Origin of the sequence: Massilia haematophila (assembly GCF_042647645.1) — a bacterium.
GTDB lineage: Bacteria > Pseudomonadota > Gammaproteobacteria > Burkholderiales > Burkholderiaceae_D > Telluria > Telluria haematophila.
Window position 1 is genome coordinate 1,050,694 of sequence record NZ_JBHRVV010000001.1, and the last position, 18,412, is coordinate 1,069,105.

At 66.0% G+C, this 18,412-nt stretch carries 15 protein-coding genes; 5 read left to right on the forward strand and 10 right to left on the reverse strand.

Annotated features, from left to right (window positions below):
• Window positions 1-143: 143 nt before the first annotated feature.
• Window positions 144-1,064 carry an NAD-dependent epimerase/dehydratase family protein gene (locus ACFOPH_RS04815; RefSeq protein WP_312550589.1) on the reverse strand — a complete coding sequence of 307 codons (921 nt, stop codon included), beginning with the start codon at window positions 1,062-1,064 and terminating at the stop codon, window positions 144-146.
• A 104-nt stretch (window positions 1,065-1,168) separates the two neighbouring features.
• Between ACFOPH_RS04815 and ACFOPH_RS04820 the strand changes: the two genes are divergently transcribed.
• The gene (locus ACFOPH_RS04820; protein ID WP_312550590.1) at window positions 1,169-2,077 is read left to right on the forward strand and encodes a LysR substrate-binding domain-containing protein; all 909 of its coding nucleotides are present in this window, start codon (window positions 1,169-1,171) and stop codon (window positions 2,075-2,077) included.
• A gap of 134 nt (window positions 2,078-2,211) precedes the next feature.
• Here the strand turns inward: ACFOPH_RS04820 and ACFOPH_RS04825 are convergent, their stop codons facing one another.
• Window positions 2,212-3,717 carry a peptide MFS transporter gene (locus ACFOPH_RS04825; protein WP_312550591.1) on the reverse strand — a complete coding sequence of 502 codons (1,506 nt, stop codon included), beginning with the start codon at window positions 3,715-3,717 and terminating at the stop codon, window positions 2,212-2,214.
• Window positions 3,718-4,062: 345 nt separating this feature from the next.
• Here ACFOPH_RS04825 and ppnN point away from each other — a divergent pair, with 345 nt between their 5' ends.
• The gene (ppnN, locus tag ACFOPH_RS04830; RefSeq protein ID WP_312550592.1) at window positions 4,063-5,433 is read left to right on the forward strand and encodes a nucleotide 5'-monophosphate nucleosidase PpnN; all 1,371 of its coding nucleotides are present in this window, start codon (window positions 4,063-4,065) and stop codon (window positions 5,431-5,433) included.
• A gap of 675 nt (window positions 5,434-6,108) precedes the next feature.
• Here the strand turns inward: ppnN and lysS are convergent.
• From lysS to prfB, 3 genes are all read right to left on the reverse strand, one after another.
• A complete protein-coding gene (gene lysS / locus ACFOPH_RS04835) occupies window positions 6,109-7,644 on the reverse strand; it encodes a lysine--tRNA ligase (RefSeq protein WP_312550593.1) in 1,536 nt (511 codons plus the stop codon).
• 26 nt (window positions 7,645-7,670) lie between these two features.
• Window positions 7,671-8,333, reverse strand: a complete 663-nt coding sequence (locus ACFOPH_RS04840; protein WP_379733883.1) for an HAD family hydrolase — start codon at window positions 8,331-8,333, stop codon at window positions 7,671-7,673.
• A 3-nt stretch (window positions 8,334-8,336) separates the two neighbouring features.
• Window positions 8,337-9,441 (reverse strand): peptide chain release factor 2 gene (prfB, locus tag ACFOPH_RS04845; protein ID WP_312550595.1). Its coding sequence is split into 2 segments (ribosomal slippage): window positions 8,337-9,359 and window positions 9,361-9,441, totalling 1,104 coding nucleotides; the frame shifts between segments, so codons are not numbered across the junction.
• A 163-nt stretch (window positions 9,442-9,604) separates the two neighbouring features.
• Between prfB and ACFOPH_RS04850 the strand changes: the two genes are divergently transcribed.
• Entirely contained in the window at window positions 9,605-11,623 is a 2,019-nt protein-coding gene (locus ACFOPH_RS04850; RefSeq protein ID WP_379733886.1) for a bifunctional 2',3'-cyclic-nucleotide 2'-phosphodiesterase/3'-nucleotidase, read from the forward strand.
• Window positions 11,620-12,054, forward strand: coding sequence for a tetratricopeptide repeat protein (locus ACFOPH_RS04855; RefSeq protein WP_379733888.1), 435 nt, complete (start codon window positions 11,620-11,622; stop codon window positions 12,052-12,054). The genes ACFOPH_RS04850 and ACFOPH_RS04855 overlap by 4 nt, the downstream gene beginning before the upstream one ends.
• A 228-nt stretch (window positions 12,055-12,282) precedes the next feature.
• Here ACFOPH_RS04855 and ACFOPH_RS04860 read toward each other — a convergent pair whose 3' ends face one another.
• Window positions 12,283-13,032 (reverse strand): GAF domain-containing protein, encoded by a 750-nt coding sequence (locus tag ACFOPH_RS04860; RefSeq protein WP_379733890.1) that lies wholly within the window; start codon window positions 13,030-13,032, stop codon window positions 12,283-12,285.
• A gap of 197 nt (window positions 13,033-13,229) precedes the next feature.
• Here ACFOPH_RS04860 and ACFOPH_RS04865 point away from each other — a divergent pair, with 197 nt between their 5' ends.
• Window positions 13,230-14,828, forward strand: coding sequence for a methyl-accepting chemotaxis protein (locus ACFOPH_RS04865; protein WP_379733892.1), 1,599 nt, complete (start codon window positions 13,230-13,232; stop codon window positions 14,826-14,828).
• Between the two features lie 192 nt (window positions 14,829-15,020).
• On the opposite strand, the gene ACFOPH_RS04870 is transcribed toward ACFOPH_RS04865, so the two are convergent.
• From ACFOPH_RS04870 to ACFOPH_RS04885, 4 genes are all read right to left on the reverse strand, one after another.
• Window positions 15,021-16,640: a methyl-accepting chemotaxis protein gene (locus ACFOPH_RS04870; protein ID WP_379733894.1), complete on the reverse strand. Its 1,620-nt coding sequence runs from the start codon at window positions 16,638-16,640 to the stop codon at window positions 15,021-15,023.
• A 288-nt stretch (window positions 16,641-16,928) separates the two neighbouring features.
• Window positions 16,929-17,249 carry a DUF2288 domain-containing protein gene (locus ACFOPH_RS04875; RefSeq protein WP_312552925.1) on the reverse strand — a complete coding sequence of 107 codons (321 nt, stop codon included), beginning with the start codon at window positions 17,247-17,249 and terminating at the stop codon, window positions 16,929-16,931.
• Window positions 17,233-17,949, reverse strand: a complete 717-nt coding sequence (locus ACFOPH_RS04880) for an RES family NAD+ phosphorylase (protein ID WP_312552923.1) — start codon at window positions 17,947-17,949, stop codon at window positions 17,233-17,235. Before ACFOPH_RS04880 ends, ACFOPH_RS04875 begins: the two co-directional genes overlap by 17 nt.
• A gap of 2 nt (window positions 17,950-17,951) precedes the next feature.
• Window positions 17,952-18,389: an antitoxin Xre/MbcA/ParS toxin-binding domain-containing protein gene (locus ACFOPH_RS04885; protein WP_312552920.1), complete on the reverse strand. Its 438-nt coding sequence runs from the start codon at window positions 18,387-18,389 to the stop codon at window positions 17,952-17,954.
• Window positions 18,390-18,412 lie beyond the last annotated feature (23 nt).

The window sequence follows — 18,412 nt, forward strand, 5'->3', positions numbered from 1 at the left end:
CGTTTTCATTTGGTGGTGTGTGTGACGCGCCGCGTGGTCATGGATGGTCGGACCGCGTGGGTTCAAGAACCCACCCTACAAAACCGCCGTGGTAGGGTGGGTTCTCGAACCCACCGTCTCATCGCGTGAATACCCGAGGCGCCTCAGACAAACGCCAGGTCATGCTGCCGAATCACGTCGTCCAGCCACTCGTCCGACTGGCCGAAGCGATACCCGAGCCCCGCCGCACGCGCCGTATCGAGCACCATCGGCTGCGCGAAATCGAAAGGCGAGAGCTGCCCCGGGGCCGTGGCGCCATCCACGCGCCGGAAGCGCGCCGGCGCGTCGAGCACCTGGGCCACGCGCCCGTACAGGCCGTGCGCCGACAGCGGCCCGTTTGACGCGGCGTTGACCGGCCCGGTGAAGCCCTGGCCGCCGGCCCAGTCGAGGAAGGCGGCGGCCTGCTGGGGACCGAGGAAGGAGACCTCGGCCGCCGCGTTCGCATACGGCAGCGGCGCGCCGCGGCGCAGCAGGTCGACGTACCAGGCCAGGCGCCCGGTGAATTCCTCCGGCCCGCCCAGCACGTGGGCCAGGCGCGCGGTCACCAGCGGCAGCGTGCCGTCGCGGTACAGGTAGGCCTCGGCCTGGATCTTGCCGGCGACGTAGCTTTGCACCGCAAGCGTCGGGTCATGCCAGGGATAGCCGGTGTCGATCGGCTGGGCCAGCACGGCCAGGTCGTCTTCCATCAGTGCGCCGGCGCGCCCCAGGCCGCGGTAGACGTCGATGGTCGAGGTCATCACGTAGCGCCCGACCTTGCCGGCGAAGCTGCGCACGGCGATCGCCGCGTCGAGCGGGCTGTAGCACATCTGGTCGAACACCAGGTCGTAATGCCTGCCGGCGAAGGCGCTGCGCATCGCCGTTTCATTGCGGCGGTCGACGCGGACGCGCTCAATGCGGCTGCCGAAAGGATCGGGCGCATAGCCGCGGGTGGCGATCGTCACGCGGTGGCCCGCCCGCACCAGGCGCTGCACCAGCAGCTTGCCGAAGTAACGGGTTCCGCCGATCACCAACGTATTCTTGTGCATGGCTTCTCCTTGACGAATCGCGTATATTTTCGGCTCGGCAGTAAAAACCGGCAAACGAGAAAAAACGCAGCTATGAATAAGAATAATTTACGCATGGCGGGTGCATGAAGCCGCTGCGCAGCCTTTCCGGCCTGATCGATTTCGAGTGCGCCGCGCGCTGGGGCAGCTTCAAGCTGGCCGCGCGCGAGTTGCACAAGACGCCGGCCGCGGTCAGCCTGCAGGTCAAGCAGCTCGAGGAAACCGTCGGCTTCGCGCTGTTCGTGCGCCATCCGCGCCACATTTCCCTCACCGAGAAGGGCGAGGAGCTGGCGATCGCGATCGGCCGCATGCTGGCCGACCTGCGCGCCAAGGTCGGGGCGCTGCAGCGCGGCGACGAGGAGTCCGTGCTGCGCATCTCGACCACGCATTCCTTCGCCATCAAGTGGCTGGTGCCGCGCATGCACCGCTTCACCAAGCTGTACCCGGAACTCGACATCCGCATCGATTCGAACGACGCACCGGTCGACCTGGAAGCCGACACCACCGACGTGGCGATCCGCTACGGCCCGGTGCGCGACGGCGACCCGGCGCTGCTGTTTCGCGAACGCCTGGTGCCGGTCTACAGCCCGGAGCTGCTGGCGCCCGGCCAGCCCGACCTGGGCCTGGCCGATCTGGCGCAGCAGCCGCTGCTGTGCGAAAAGTCGCCCGAGTCCTGGCTGCAGCTCTTGAACGAGAACCGCGCCCTGAAGGGCAGGTACGATTTCTCGCGCGGCTACAGCCATTGGGGCGTGCTGGTGCAGGCGGCGGTGGCGGGGCAGGGCGTGGCGCTGGTGCCCTACGGGATCGCCTGCCAGGACATCGCCTCGGGCGCGCTGCGCCAGATACCCTGCCGCAGCGCGCGCTTCGACATGGGCTACCGCTTCCTCGCCAATCCGCACAAGGAAAACATGAGCAAGGTCCAGCGCTTCCGGGCCTGGATGGTGGAGGAGATGGATGCCATGCGGCGCGCGCTGGATGGGGAGTCGAGCGGCTGACCCGTAGGTGGGCGCCCCTGTGCCCACGCGTAAACGATGAACACCAGTTGCGCGGCGGGCAACCCGCCGACCAACGGATGAAACAAAAAAACGGCAGCCGAAGCTGCCGTTTCTTATTCGAGCGAAGCGACGTATTACTTCACGCCGTGCATCAGCTTCTGGATCAGCGGTGCGATCAGGAACAGCAGCACGCCGCCGCCCACCAGCGACCAGAAGCCGAAGGTGTAGCCGCCCAGGGCCGAGCCGATCGACATGCCCGATTCGCCCGAGACGTGCGACGCGAAGATGCCCGACAGGTTGTTGCCGATGCCGGTCGAGAGGAACCAGCCGCCCATCCCCAGGCCGACCAGGCGCACCGGCGCCAGCTTGGTGACCATCGACAGGCCGATCGGCGACAGGCACAGCTCGCCTACCGACTGGATGAAGTAGACCGTGAACAGGGTCCAGAACGGGATCTTGCCGGCGTCGTCGACCAGGGTCGACAGCGCGTACATCAGGAGGCCGAAGGCCAGGCCGTTGAAGATCAGGCCCAGGCCGAACTTGCGCGGGATCGACGGGTTGGCGTTGCGGCGGCCCAGCATCACCCAGATCGCGGCGATGATCGGTGCGAAAGCGATGATGGCGACCGAGTTCACGCTCTGGAACCAGGCGACCGGGAAGGTCCAGTCGCCGAACTGGCGGTCGACGATCTGGTCGGCCAGGAAGGTGAACGAGGAACCGGCCTGTTCGAAGAACATCCAGAACAGGATGTTGAAGGCGAAGATGATCATCATGGCGATGGTCTTGTCGCGCGCGACCTTGCCGTTGCGGATGCCTTCGACCATCAGCATCAGCGCCAGGGCGATGAACAGGACGGTCAGGATCACCTGCAGGGTGTTGGCGCCGAGCTTGAGCAGGAAGTAGACGCCCGGGATGACGATCACGCTGCCGATGATGACGGCCAGCGGACGGCCCATGCCTTGCGCCTGCGGTTCCGGTGCGCCGATGCCGGCCAGGGTCTTGCGGCCGATGTAGAACCACACCAGGCTGATCAGCATGCCGACGCCGGAGGCGAAGAACACGACCTTGTAGGCCGGGGTGGTGCCGTCGCCCATGTTCTGGGCCATGATCTGGGTCAGGATCGGGGCGATGAAGGCGCCCGCGTTGATGCCCATGTAGAAGATGGTGAAGCCCGAGTCGCGGCGGGTGTCGTTCAGCGAATACAGCTTGCCGACCATGGTCGAGATGTTCGGCTTGAACATGCCGTTGCCGACGATGATGGTGGCCAGGCCGAGCTTGAACACGTCCTGGCTCGGGATCGTGATCATGAACAGGCCGGCCGCCATGAACACGGCGCCGATCAGGATCGAGCGCTGGTAGCCGATGACGCGGTCGGCGATCAGGCCGCCGAAGACGGCGCCGGCGTAGACCAGCGCGAGGTAGGAACCGTAGGTGAGGTTGGCGTCGGCCTGGCCGACGGCGTCGCCGCCGTAGAACTGGGCGACGATGTAGAGCACGAGGGCCCAACGGATGCCGTAGAAGGCGAAGCGTTCCCAGAATTCGGTCATGAACAGCATCCACAGCGGCGCTGGGTGGCCCATGATCTGTTTGAACTCTGGAATGACGACCTTGTCGGCGGGTGTAGCAGCTGCACCGCTCATGCGGTTCCTCCCGAAATAGTGTTTTAAGAATAGCTGTTTTTGTTCGAAAGCCGGCTTGCCCGGCATTCAATCCGCACGCATTTTAGAGGAAATTGCTGACCTCAAGAAAAATATTTGCCATTGTGGTAAACACGCGCGCGGATGGTGCAGCGCGGCACAAACGGTGCGCGGATTGGGCACGCATGTCCCCGCCAGTTGTCGTATATTGGTGAAACAGCCATTTTCGTTTCCGGGCAACGCGAGAAGCCCGCTGCGCATCGGCATGCGCACCCGCTGCGAAGACGTGATCCTTTGCTGCGGTTTCTCGAGCTGTCCTAACAAGAACGTCAGAAAAGGAAGACCTGCATGAAATACGACGTCGTCGATACCCTGATTTCGCCGGAAGGCCGGCTGGAAGTCCTGTCCAAGGCCGAAGTGGCCAAGCTCCTCGATACCAGCCAGGGTGGCCTGTATTCCGTATTCCGCAAATGTTCGCTCGCCGTCCTCAACTCGGGCAGCTCGATCGACGACGGCAAGGAACTGCTGGAACGCTACAGCAGTTTCGATATCAGCATCATCCAGCGCGAGCGCGGCATCAAGCTCGATATCCGCGGCGCGCCCTCCATGGCCTTCGTCGACGGCAAGATGATCAAGGGCATCCACGAGCACCTGTTCTCGGTGCTGCGCGATATCGTCTTCGTGAATTTCGAAGTCACCGATAATCCGCGTTTCAACCTGTCGCGCCCGGAAGGCATTACCGACGCGGTATTCCACATCCTGCGCAACGCCAACCTGTTGCAGCCGCAGCGCAATCCGAATCTGGTGGTGTGCTGGGGCGGCCATTCGATCAACCGCGTCGAATACAATTATTCGAAAGAGGTCGGCTATGCGCTCGGTTTGCGCGAACTCGACATCTGCACCGGCTGCGGCCCGGGCGCGATGAAAGGCCCGATGAAAGGCGCCACCATCGGCCACGCCAAGCAGCGCTTGCAGGGCGGGCGCTATATCGGCATTTCGGAACCCGGCATCATCGCCGCCGAATCGCCGAATCCGATCGTGAACGACCTGATCATCATGCCGGACATCGAAAAGCGCCTGGAAGCGTTCGTGCGCGTCGGCCACGGCATCTGCGTGTTCCCGGGCGGCGCCGGCACGGCCGAAGAGATTCTCTACATCCTCGGCATCCTGCTCCATCCCGATAATGCCGAGATGCCTTTCCCGCTGATCTTCACCGGCCCGGCCACCGCGCGCGAATACTTCGAGCAGATCGACAGCTTCATCGGGCAAACCCTGGGCGACAAGGCGCGCGCGCGCTACAAGATCATCATCGACGATCCGGACGCGGTCGCGCGCGAAATGCACGCCGGGATCAAGCAGGTGCGCGAATTCCGCAAGGCGCACAGCGATGCCTATTATTTCAACTGGCTGTTGAAGATCGACCAGGAATTCCAGCGCCCGTTCAAGCCGACCCACGAAAACATGCGCAACCTGTCGCTGCACAAGAACCAGGAAACGCACCTGCTGGCGGCAAACCTGCGCCGCGCGTTCTCGGGCGTGGTGGCTGGCAACGTCAAGGAAGAGGGCATCCGCGCGATCGAGGAGCACGGCAAGTACGAGATCCACGGCGAAAGCGCGATCATGGAGCCGATGGATGCGCTATTGACCTCGTTCGTGGAGCAGAGCCGGATGAAATTGCCGGGCAAGGCGTACGTGCCTTGCTATACGATCGTGAAGTAGGGTGGGTTCTTGAACCCACGCGGCGATCGTTGGCGGCTTCGATTTCCCGCGGGATGATCTCGCCGATAACGATCACCGCGTGGGGACGAGTCCCCACCCTACGCCACGTTCGAAGCCAACGTTGAAAAGCCGGGGCCGCGCCCGGCGCTTTCGTAGGGTGGGTTCTTGAACCCACGCGGCGATCGTTGGCGGCTCCGATTTCCCGCCGGATGATCTCGCCGATAACGATCACCGCGTGGGGACGAGTCCCCACCCTACGCCACGTTCGAAGCCAACGTTGAAAAGCCGGGGCCGCGCCCGGCGCTTTCGTAGGGTGGGTTCTTGAACCCACGCGGCGATCGTTGGCGGCTCCGATTTCCCGCCGGATGATCTCGCCGATAACGATCACCGCGTGGGGACAAGTCCCCACCCTACGCCACTATACGATCGTGAAGTAAGGCGGGTTGTTGTTTTTCGTAGGGTGGACACCTGTGTCCACGCGGTGCAGCAGCGCCGGATCGGGAACGTTCGCCGTAGGCTCGTTGAGGCCGCACCACCGGATTCGGGTTGGTGGTACGCGCATACTGTACAGCGTGGACTCAGGAGTCCACCCTACAAAAACAGCGCCATCATCACAGCAGACAATAAAAACCGGGGCGCATGCAGCGCCCCGTTTCTATTCGCGATCGAACGCGATCAGTCTTCCTTGCGCAGGTGCGGGAACAGCAGCACGTCGCGGATGTTCGGCGAGTCGGTGATCAGCATCATCAGGCGGTCGATGCCGATGCCGCAGCCGCCGGCCGGCGGCATGCCGTATTCCAGCGCGCGGATGTAGTCGGCGTCGTAGAACATCGCCTCGTCGTCGCCCGCGTCCTTGGCGGCCACTTGCGACAGGAAGCGCGCGGCCTGGTCTTCCGGATCGTTCAGCTCCGAGAAGCCGTTGGCGATCTCGCGGCCGACCATGAACAGCTCGAAGCGCTCGGTGATGCCTTCGCGGGTGTCGGAAGCGCGCGCCAGCGGCGACACTTCGACCGGGTAGTCGATGATGAAGGTCGGTTCCCACAGCAGGGCTTCGGCGGTCTCTTCGAACAGCGCCAGTTGCAGCGCGCCCAGGCCGGCGGTGGCGAAGGGCTTGACGCCGAACTTCAGCAGTTCCTGCTTCAGGAAATCCATCGAGTTCAGCTGCTCCGGGGTGTAGCCCGGCGCATACTTGTCGATCGCTTCGACGATGGTCAGGCGCTGGAAGGGCTTGGACAGGTCCAGCTCGCGGCCGCCGTAGGTCAGCACGGCGCTGCCGTTCGAATCGATCGCGGCCTGGCGGATCACCTGCTCGGTGAAGTCCATGATCCACTTGTAGTCGGTGTAGGCCGCATAGAATTCCATCATCGTGAATTCCGGGTTGTGACGGACCGACACGCCTTCGTTGCGGAAGTTGCGGTTGATCTCGAACACGCGGTCGAAACCGCCGACCACCAGGCGCTTCAGGTAGAGCTCGGGCGCGATGCGCAGGTACATTTCCATGTCCAGCGCATTGTGGTGGGTGACGAAAGGCTTGGCCGCGGCGCCGCCCGGGATCGGGTGCAGCATCGGGGTCTCGACTTCCATGAAGCCGTGCTCTTCCATGAAGCGGCGCATCGACGACATCGCGGCGGTACGCGCCTTGAAGGTGCGGCGCGTCTCTTCGTTCATGATCAGGTCGACGTAGCGCTGGCGGTACTTGGTCTCCTGGTCGGCCAGGCCGTGGAACTTGTCCGGCAGCGGGCGCAGGGCCTTGGCGATCAGGCGCAGCTTGCTGACCTTGACGGTCAGTTCGTCGACCTTGGTCTTGAACAGCGTGCCTTCGATGCCCAGGATGTCGCCCAGGTCGTAGCTGCGCAGGGCTTCCATGGCTTCTTCGCCGGCGGAATCGAGGGTGATGTAGATCTGGATCCGGCCACTGGCCGCCGGGCCCGAGCTGTCCTGCAGGGTCGCGAACGCGGCCTTCTTGCCGGCTTCGCGGCGCAGCATCATGCGGCCGGCCAGCGTCACGTTCACGGGTTCGGCTTCCAGCTCTTCGCGGGTCTTGCCGCCGTAGGTCTCGACCAGGTCCGCGGCCTTGTCCTGGGGGACGAAGTCGTTCGGGAAGGGATTGCCCTGCTGGCGCAGCGCGGCCAGCTTGGCGCGGCGCTCGGCCATGATCTTGTTTTCGTCGAGCGCCACTACCGGCGTCTGGTCTTGGTTTTCCGTAGTCATGATGGGATAACAGTGTTTGTTAAGTTTCAGGCGAACAGCAGTTCGGCCTTCAGTTCGGTGAAGTCGCGCACGATGGCGATGACGTTGTCGTAGCCGGCGAAGCTGGACGCGGGCAGGGTGGTGGTCAGGACGACGCAGCGCATGCCGGCACGGCGCGCCGCTTCCACGCCCAGCGGCGCATCCTCGAACACGATGCAGTGCTCGGGCGCCACGCCGCACAGTTCGGCCGCCTTCAGGAACACGTCGGGATGCGGCTTACCCCGCGCAACATCCGTCGCGCCGACGATCGCATCGAAATGGCGGCGCAGGTCCAGGCCGTCGAGGGTGAACGCGACGTTCGCCGGCGGCGCCGCGGTGCCGACCGCCAGCTTCACGCCGTGCTGCTGCGCCTGGTCGAGCAGCGCCTCGAAGCCGGCGACCGGCTTCAGGTGCGGCGCGTACAGCTCGCGGTAGACCGATTCCTTTTCGTGGTTGAGCGCCGCGACTTCTTCATCGGTGAGGTGCTCGCCCAGGTAGCTGCGAATGATCTCGCCGCCCTGGCGGCCGGCCGTCGCGCGGAAGAATTCGTCCGCGTCGATGGCCCGGCCGCGGCGCGCGAAGAAGGCGATCCACGAGTCCGTGTGGAAGGCCATGTTGTCGACGATGGTGCCGTCCATGTCGAACACGAAGGCCCGTTTTGCCATGGTCATCGCTTACACGCCCTGCTTGAGCGAGGCGGAGATGAAGTCGTCCAGGTCGCCGTCCAGCACGTTCTTGGTGTTGCCGGTCTCGAAGCCCGTGCGCAGGTCCTTGATGCGCGACTGGTCCAGCACGTAGGAACGGATCTGGTGGCCCCAGCCGACGTCGGTCTTCGAGTCTTCCAGCTTCTGCTGCTCGGCCATGCGCTTGCGCAGCTCGAGCTCGAACAGCTTGGCGCGCAGCATGTCCCAGGCCTCGGCCTTGTTGCGGTGCTGCGAGCGGTCGTTCTGGCACTGGACCACGATGCCCGACGGCCCGTGCGTCAGGCGCACCGCGGAGTCGGTCTTGTTGATGTGCTGGCCGCCCGCGCCCGATGCGCGGTAGGTGTCGATGCGCACGTCGGCCGGATTGATCTCGATCTCGAAGGATTCGTCGACTTCCGGATATACGAACAGCGAGGTGAACGAGGTGTGGCGGCCGTTGGCCGAGTCGAACGGCGACTTGCGCACCAGGCGGTGCACGCCGGTCTCGGTGCGCAGGTGGCCGTAGGCGTACTCGCCCTCGACCTTGATGGTGGCGGTCTTGATGCCGGCGACCTCGCCCTCGGACATTTCCATGACCTCGGCCTTGAAGCCCTTGCGTTCGCAGTAGCGCAGGTACTGGCGCAGCAGCATCGAGGCCCAGTCCTGGGCTTCGGTGCCGCCGGCGCCGGCCTGGATGTCGATGAAGCAGTTGGCGTGGTCCATCGGGTTGCTGAACATGCGGCGGAATTCCATCGACTCGATGGTCTTCTGGATCTCCTCGGCGTCGCCGCCGATCGATTCCAGGGTGCCGTGGTCGCCTTCTTCCTTTGCCATCTCGAACAGGTCGGTGGCATCCGTGAGGTCGTTGCGCGCTTTCTCGAGCGTCAGCACGACGCCTTCCAGCGCCTTCTTTTCCTTGCCGAGGTCCTGGGCCCGTTTCTGGTCATTCCAGACGGCCGGGTCCTCGAGTTCCTGGTTGACCTGTTCTAGTTTCTCTGACTTGCGATCGAAGTCAAAGATACCTCCGAAGTTCGGCTTCACGGCTGGTCAGGTCGTTCAGCAGGGCGGAGATGGCGTTGATGCGTTCAGCTTCCATGATCTTGGCGTTTTATGAGTTGAATCGAACCTTCGATTATACCGCAGACGGCCCGCGCGGCGCGGCGCCCCGGGGTTCGTTCTTGCTCCCGTTCTTGCTCCCGTTCTTGCTCGGTGCTGCGCCGCTGCCGTATCATCCAGCGCATCCTACCTAAGAATTACTCATGCGACACTCAATCCCTTATCAAATCGCTCACGGGCTACTGCCTGCGCTGTTGGCCATGTCGGCGCCGGCGCTCGCCGCCAAGCCTGCCCCGAAAGGCGCGACCGCCGTGCTGGCCGTGCTGGAAACGACCGACCTGCACTCGAACGTGGTCGGTTACGACTACTTCAAGCTGGCCGCCGAGCCGTCGATCGGCCTGGACCGTACTGCCAGCCTGATCGCCCAGGCACGCGGCGACTACGCCAACACGGTGCTGTTCGATAACGGCGACACGATCCAGGGCAATGCGCTGGCCGACTACCAGGCGTTGGTCGCACCGGTGCGCTGCGAGCAGACGCTGGGCATCTACAAGGTGATGAACGCGCTGAAGTACGACGGCGCCTCGATCGGCAACCACGAATTCAACTACGGGCTGGCTTACCTGTCGCAGGTGACCGGCAACCGCTTCAAGGTCGACGGCGTCGAACAGCCGAAGCGCTGCGCCGGCCCGGCCTTCCCGCAGGTGCTGGCCAACGTCTACAGCGCGAAAACGAAGCAGCCGCTGTTCGAGCCCTACCGGATCGTCGAGAAGAAGATCGGCGGCACGGATGCGCAGGGTAGGAAGATCACGGCCACCGTCAAGGTCGGCATCATCGGCTTCACGCCGCCGACCATCATGTCCTGGGACAAGCGCTGGCTCGAAGGGAAGGTCTACACCACCGGCGTGGTCGAGGCGGCCGAGAAGTACGTGCCCGAGATGCGCCGCAAGGGTGCCGACATCGTCGTCGCGATCGCCCACGGCGGCCTGGATGCCAGTCCCTACACGCCGCAGATGGAAAACGCCGGCTACTACCTGGCGCGGGTAGAAGGCGTGGACGCGATGCTGCTCGGTCACTCGCACCAATTGTTCCCGAACGCGGCCAGCACTGCGCCGCAGTTCAACCTGCCGGGCGTGGACAAGGCGAAAGGCCTGGTGCATGGCGTGCCGACGGTGATGGCCAACCTCTGGGGCAAGCACCTGGGCCTGATCGCCTTCCACCTGCGCGCCGACGGCAAGCGCTGGACAATCGAGAAGGACAAGACCCTGGTCGAGGCGCGCGCCGCCCAGAACGCCGACAAGTCGTTTGTCGCGCCCGACCCGCAGGTCCTGGCCCTGATCAAGGAAGAGCACGACGCCACCATCGCCTACGTGAAGACGCCGGTCGGCAGCAGCGAGTTCCGCATGACGACCTATTTCGCCGACGTGGGCGACCCGTCGGCGCTGCAGGTGGTGAACCAGGCCCAGACCGCCTACGTGAAGCAGTACATCGCGGCCAACCTGCCGCAGTGCGCGAAGCTGCCGGTGCTGTCGATGTCGGCGGCGTTCAAGAGCGGCAATGCGGGCGCCTTCGATTTCACCGACGTCCCGGCCGGGAACCTGGCGCTGAATAACGCGGCCGACCTCTACCTCTATCCGAACGCGCTGTATGCGGTGAAGGTCGACGGCGCAGGGCTGAAGGCCTGGCTGGAAACGTCGGCGCGCCGCTTCAACACCATCGATCCATCGAACACCGCGCCGCAGGAACTGATCAACGCCAGCTTCCCGAGCTATAACTTCGATACCGTCACCGACAGCGCGATCGGCTACGAGATCGACGTGACCCAGCCGCCGGGGCAGCGCATCGGCAAGCTGACGCTGCACGGCGCGCCGGTCGATCCGGCGCAGGAATTCATCGTCGCCACCAACAACTACCGCGCCAGCGGCGGCGGCAACTTCCCGGGCCTGGACGGCAGCAAGACCGTGTTGGCCTCGCCGGATACCAGCCGCGACGTGCTGATCGCCTATGTCCGCGACGTGAAGAAGCTGACGCGCGCGGCCAACGGCGCCGCCCGCAGCTGGCGTTTCGCGCCGGTGAAGACCGCCGGTCCGGTGGTGTTCCACTCGGCGCCGGGCATGCTGGGGCTGGCCCAGGAGGCAGGGCTGGGCAACGTACGCCAGCTGCGCGCCGACGATGGCCAGGGCAAGGGGTTCGCCTTGTACGCGGTCGACCTGGCGCAATGAAGCGGCTTGGCTTGCCGGGACTGATCTTGGCCCTGGCGCTTGCCGCCGGCGCCGCCGCCGCCGCAGACGTGACGCCGGCCGCGCCCCAGGGGCGGGCCGAGGCCGGTGACGCCGGGGCGGCCTACCGGCTGGCACTCAAGGTGCGCAATGGCGACGGCATGCCGGCGGACCCGGCGCGCGCGGTGAGGTTGCTCACGACGGCCGCCGAAGGCGGCGTGCCGGCGGCGATGTTCGTGCTGGCGAACATGCTGGCGGCGGGCGAGGGTGGGCCGCGCGACGAGGCGGCGGCGCGCCGCTGGCTGGAGATGGCGGCGGCGCTCGAATATCCCGAGGCGCTGCAGCAGCTGGCGCTGACCGAACCGGATCCGCGCAAGGCGGAGCTGTTGATGCGCCAGGCGGCGCATGCGATGACGCACCGGGCGCGGGATTGATGGCGCGCCCCGCGGCGGGCGCGTGGATGCACACCGACGGGTACGGAAACCGACCGTAGGGTGGGGTCATTGAGGCCGGGGGCCTCGATGACGAACGTGCCCACGCGTAAACGTTGAGCAGACGCTGCGCTTTATAGGCGCCAACACGATGCAGGCGTCACGCGTGGGCACGGGGCGCCCACCCTACGGGAATGAGCAGCCGCCGTCGTTCAAGTGCGGACGCGCGGTTTATTTGTCGCTGCGTGCGATTTCGGTCGCCGCGATCTCGGCCAGGTCGAGCAGGGCCTGCAGCTCGGACGAACGGAGTTTACGCGGCTCGCGGTCGATCACGCACAGGGTGCCCATCGCCTGGCCGCCCGGCTCGCGCAGCGGAACGCCGGCGTAGAAGCGGATGTGGGGATCGGCCAGCACCAGCGGGTTGCCGCTGAAACGTTCGTCGGCGGCCGCGTCCTCGATCACGAAGGGCTGGTCCTGCAGGATCGCATGCGAGCAGAAGGCCCACTCGCGCGGGGTCTGCTGCGGCCCCAGGCCGACGCGGGCCTTGAACCACTGGCGGCGCGAGGTCAGCAGCGAGATCAGGGCGATCGGGGAATCGGTCGCCATCGAGGCCAGCCGCACGATGCGGTCGAAACGCTCTTCGGCCGGGCTGTCGATCAGGCCGGATCCCGCCAGCGCGGCCAGGCGCGCAGCCTCGTCCGGGCCGACCGGGAATGCGGCATCGGGTGTCGGCAGGAACTCGGGGTCGAGCGGAGCGCTCAGCACGCGGCGGCCGCCGGCGCCGGCATCGTGTCCGCCGACCTTGTTCATCAGGGCGCGAATATGGCTTTCGCGGGTGCGCCTGTGTCCGCCCGGTGTCTTCCACGAATCGATCGCGCCGCTTTCCATCCATAACTGGACCGTGCTGGTGGCAACACCGAGCATGCGCGCGGCCGCGCTCGTCGTGAGAATCGGGTCTTCTTCTCTTAAATTGCTGTTCATCAATATTCCTACGCTTTATAGCAGTATAGCTGATTTGATGAAACTACCTAAGCACTCCGTCCTTTCAACGAGAAGTTACGCCAGAAATCGTGAATCCGGCGAATTCGGTTGATTTAAAGCAATTATTGATTCACAATCTCACGCAATTTCGTCAATCCGGCGCACGGCGCCGCTCTTCTCCCCATCCAGGAGCAATAATGAAGTTTTCTGAAGCCCGCGTGTCGGTGCGACTGTTTGCGGCGTTTGCGCTGGTCCTGCTCGTGACCTTGACGCTGGCCGCCTTTGCGCTGTCGCGCGTCAACAGCATCGAGACCGCGCTGGTCGAAGCGGAAGCCTTCCACAATGTCCAGCTCGAACCATTGTACGCGGCGCGCGAGGCGCTCGGCCAGACCGGCATCGCAGCGCGCAATGCCTACATCTTCCAGGATGCACAGGCGGCGCAGCGGGAACTGGACCTGGTCGACGCGCGCAAGGCCGACTATCTGGCGGCGCTGGCCCGGCTCGATCCGGTGCTGGGCGCGAATGCCCAGTACGCGCGGGTCAAGGAAGGCCTGCTGGCGATGGCGCGCGAACTCGAACGTCCGCGGCGCTTCCGCGCGGCCGGCGAGATGGATGCCTACGGCAGCTTCCTGGTGCAGGAGTGCAGCCCGCTGCGGCGCCAGATCGTGGCCGATATCGACGTGCTGGTAAAGGAGCTGCAGGTGCGCACCCGCAGCGCCGGCGAGGCTGCGGCGGCCGAGGCCGCGGGCGCGCGCTACTGGATCGCCAGCCTGGCCGTGCTGTGCGCACTGCTGTGCGTGGTGATCGGCCTGGCGATCTCGCGCAACCTGCTCGGCCAGCTGGGCGGCGAGCCGGCCTATGCGGCCGACGTGGCGCGCGCGATCGCCCAGGGCGAACTGCACCGCGAGGTCGATACCCGGCGCGCCCGTCCCGCCAGCCTGCTGGCGGCGATGCGCAGCATGCGCGACAGCCTGGGCGCGATCGTGTCCAAGGTGCGCGGCGGGACCGAGGCGATCGCCGCCGCCTCGAACGAGATCGCGGCCGGCAACCTCGACCTCTCGAGCCGCACCGAGACCCAGGCCGCCGCCCTGGCCCAGATCGCCGGGTCGATGAAGCAGCTGATCGGCTCGGTGCGCCAGAATGCCGAGTACGCGGCGCAGGCCAGCGTCCTGGCCGACCAGGCGGCGACGGTATCGGCGCAGGGCGGGGCGGCGGTCGAGGGCGTGGTTGCGACCATGAACCTGATCCAGGACTCCTCGCGCCGGATCGAGGAAATCATCACGGTGATCGACTCGATCGCCTTCCAGACCAATATCCTGGCGCTGAACGCGGCCGTGGAGGCGGCGCGCGCCGGTGAGCAGGGGCGCGGCTTCGCGGTGGTCGCGAGCGAAGTGCGCAACCTGGCCGGCCGTTCGGCGGCGGCGGCCAGGGAGATCAAGGCGCTGATCGAGGATTCGGTCGGCAAGGTCGGCGCCGGCGCCGCGCTGGTCGGCGAGGCCGGCGCGACCATGCGCGAGGTGGTCGCCGGGGTGCAGCGCGTGAACCAGATCATGGGCAGCATCTCGGGCGCGACGCGCACCCAGCGCGAGGACATCGAGCAGGTCGACGCCGCCATCGTGCGCCTCGATGAGATGACGCTGCAGAATGCGGCCCTGGTCGAGGAAGCCTCGGCCGCGGCCCAGGCGCTGCGCCAGCAGGCGGGCGAACTGGCCGCCGTGGTCAACACCTTCCAGCTGGAAGCCGGCGACGCCGCGCGCGGACCGGCGCCGCGCCGGGCGCCGGCGCTGGCCGGGTAAGCACGCCTGGCCGGGGTGACGCGGAGGCGCCGCCGATGCGCTGACGGTGACAGGTGCGGCGGGGCCGGAAGGCGCCTGCCATTGACCTATGCCGGGCGGTCCGCGACTGGCGAGCTCGGGGGCGGCGGGGGGCCGGCGAACGGCGGTGGGTTCAAGAACCCACCCTACGTGAAGGTGCCGCGTGGCGGCCGTTTACGCCGGTGTCGCCAGCGCCAGGCGCGGTTCGGCGCGTTGGGCGCGGGATGCGGGAGCCGCGTGAGGTGCCGCGCCGTCGGTGTCGAGGCGGAAGGTGCTGACCAGCCGGGCCAGCGTGTCGGCCTGGTCCTGCATCGATTCGGCGGCGGCCGAGGCTTGCTCGACCAGGGCGGCGTTCTGCTGGGTCACGCGGTCCATTTCGGTGATTGCCACGTTGACCTGCTCGATGCCGGCGCTCTGCTCTTCGCTGGCGGCGGCGATGTCGGCCATGATGGTGGTGACGTGCTCGATGCTGCGCACGATCTCGGTCATGGTGGCGCCGGCGCGGTCGACCTGGCCGGTGCCGGCCGCGACCTTGCTGACGGAATCGTCGATCAGCTGCTTGATCTCCTTGGCGGCGGTGGCCGAGCGCTGGGCCAGGTTGCGCACTTCGCCGGCGACGACCGCGAAGCCGCGGCCCTGTTCGCCCGCGCGCGCCGCTTCGACGGCCGCGTTCAACGCCAGGATGTTGGTCTGGAAGGCGATGCCGTCGATGACGCCGATGATCTCGACGATCTTGCGCGAGGACGCGTTGATCGACCCCATGGTGCCGACCACTTCGGCGACCACCGCGCCGCCGTCGCCGGCGATCGCCGCGGCATTGCGCGCCAGGCGGTTCGCTTCGCGGGCGTTGTCCGCATTCTGCTTCACGGTCGAGGTCAGTTCTTCCATCGAGGAGGCGGTTTCCTCGAGCGAGCCGGCCTGCTGTTCGGTGCGGCTCGACAGGTCGAGGTTGCCGGCGGCGATCTCGTTCGAGGCGGTGGCGATGGCGCCGGTGCCGCTGCGCACGCGGCCGACGATCTCGGCCAGCGAGGCGGTCATGCTGCCGAGGGCGCGCATCAGCTGGCCGGTCTCGTCGCGGCCCTGGGCGACGGCGCGGCTGCTCAGGTCGCCGCCGGCGACCTGTTCGGCCACCGCCACGGCTGCGCGGATCGGCACGGTGATCGAGCGCGTGATCAGGACGGCGCAGGCGATGCCCAGACCGAGCGCGGCGACGCTCAGGCTGATCAGGATCACGCGGGTGCTCTGGTAGGAATCGAGGATGCCGGTCGCGACGGCATCGGCGGCGGCGATCTGCATGGTGGCCAGCTTGTTCATCGCGGCCAGGAAGGCGGCGGTGCGCGGCACCATCTGCTCGGCATGGATCTTCGCGGCGAGCGCGTCGTCGCCGTCGAGCTTGGCCTTGAACAGCGCGGCGCGCGCTTCCAGGTAGCCGGTGCGCAGGTCCTTGACGATGGCGAACTGCGCCTTCACGCCCTCGTTGCGCAGCGAGCTTTCGATGTCCTGCTGCAGCTGGGTCGAGCGCGCCGACACGGCTTTCATGCGCTCGGCGATGTCGAGGACCAGGGCGCGGTCGGTGGCGACGAAGGCGGTCTCGATCATCGCGCTGTTGACCTCGATGTGCTTGCCCCATTCGGCGACGTTGCGCTGGTTCTTGATGCTGGTATGGACCAGGCGGTTGGTCATGTCTCCCGCCGACTGCATGCGGGTGAGGGCGGTGACGGCCAACGCCACCAGCAGGGCGAGCACGATCGCAAAGCCGATGCCGAGGCGGGCGCCGATCTTGAGGTTCTTCACGGTTGGGTTCCTGGATAAACGGTGGACTGCGGATGGACGGGCCGCGCATTGCGGCGAATTGTGGAAGTGCGCAGGACGCGCCGGCGGATGCCGCATCGCCGGCAGGCACAGCTGCGCTGCTGCGACGAGTATAGCAGCGGTCTCAGGCAAATTGATGCTGTGCGGCAAAATTGCAACATGCCGGGTTGGCGATGTTGCAATTATCGAGAAAGGAAGGCGGGCGGGCGGCGCAAGGGCGCGCCCGCGGCAGGGGAAGGAAGCCTGGTGCGGCTACTTAGTACAGCTACGTTAGTGCAGCTGCTTCTTTTCCGGCTGGACCAGGATAAAGGGATGGACCACGGTGCCCCAGAGCACGATCTCACCGGCCGCCCAGCTCTGGGCCTGCACGTCCGAGACCTTGGCGATCCTGCCCTCAGCCATCCAGCGCGCGATATTCTCCTTGTCGTCGTGCGAGATGCGCATGGCGACGTCGATCAGGTCGAGGCTCTCGCTGACGTAGATCACGTTGCCCTGGGCGAAATGGCGCTCCAGCTCGTCCCATTTGACGCGGGCGGTTTCGCGGTTGATCTTGTCGTGCAGCTCGGTGTCGTTTTCAGGCTTGGTTTTCATAAGTGTTGCGATGGTTCGGGATGATCTCGATCCGCGGCTGCGGCGAGCCCGCCCATGTTAACCGATAGGCCACGCCCTTGCGCGCATTGCCCACCAGTGCGGGACGGAAGCAGGCCAGGTTGGTGCCCTCGGGCCGGCGCACGCTCGGGTAGACGATGCCCATCGAACCCTGTTCCAGCAGCTCGGCGGCGAGGAGCTGCGAGGCGACGTAGCTGCGCGGATCGAGGCAGGCGTCGAAGCTCTTCACGCCGCGGATGTCGTGGAAGCTGGCGCTGAAGTCGGCCAGCATCGCCTGGTAGGTGACGCTGTCGTCGAAGCGCCCGATTTCCGCATACTCGACGGTCTTGTGGAAGCTGACCTCGGCCAGCGCGGTCTCGGCCTCGAAAGCGCAATACCAGGCGCCGCGCTCGCCGTCGTTGAAGCGGCTGCCTTCGGGACGGGCGTAGGTGTAGGCCGCATTGATGATGCGGAAATTCGGCACCCCGAACACCAGTTCGTCGACGCCGATGCCGGGCAGCAGGCCGGCTTCGCCGCGCAGCCGTTCGTTGGTGGCGTTGTCGAGGTCGAACAGGTCGCGCAGGACGGCGTCGTTTTCGGCCAGCGGCGCCAGCACCGAATCCTCGGCCTCGGCGAAGCGCGAGGGGATCAGGCGGCAGGTGTCGATCAGGCGCAGGGCGGTGAGTTTGGGGACGACCGGCAAGATCAGAGACCTCCGCGGCGCGCGTCGAGCAGCTTGCGTACCGTCTGCATGGCCAGCAGGCCGCCGCCCAGCATGGTGGCGAGCGGGGTGCGGCCGCCGAAGATGATGTTGGTGTTCGGCAGGGCGACCCATTCGTCGGCGAGCTTGTCGCCGTACAGGATGTGCAGGGCCTTGTAGATGCCCAGCAGGTAGGAGATGCGGGTGATGCGGTCGACCTCGAGCAGCCGGTCGGGGTTCTTTTTCCAGTCGTAGAAGCTGGACGCGGACAGCCCGCCGAGCAGCTCGCGCGCATCTTCGTCGCGCAGCTGCCAGGCGGCGGCCAGCTTGAAGAAGCCCTTCAGCGCGGACTGCGACAGGCGCTCGCGCTCGGCGCGCGAATTCAGGTCGACGAGGACCGCCGGCTCGAAGCGGCTGGTGGGGTAGGCATAGGCGAGGCTCATGGATTTCCTCCGTTTCTGGAGTC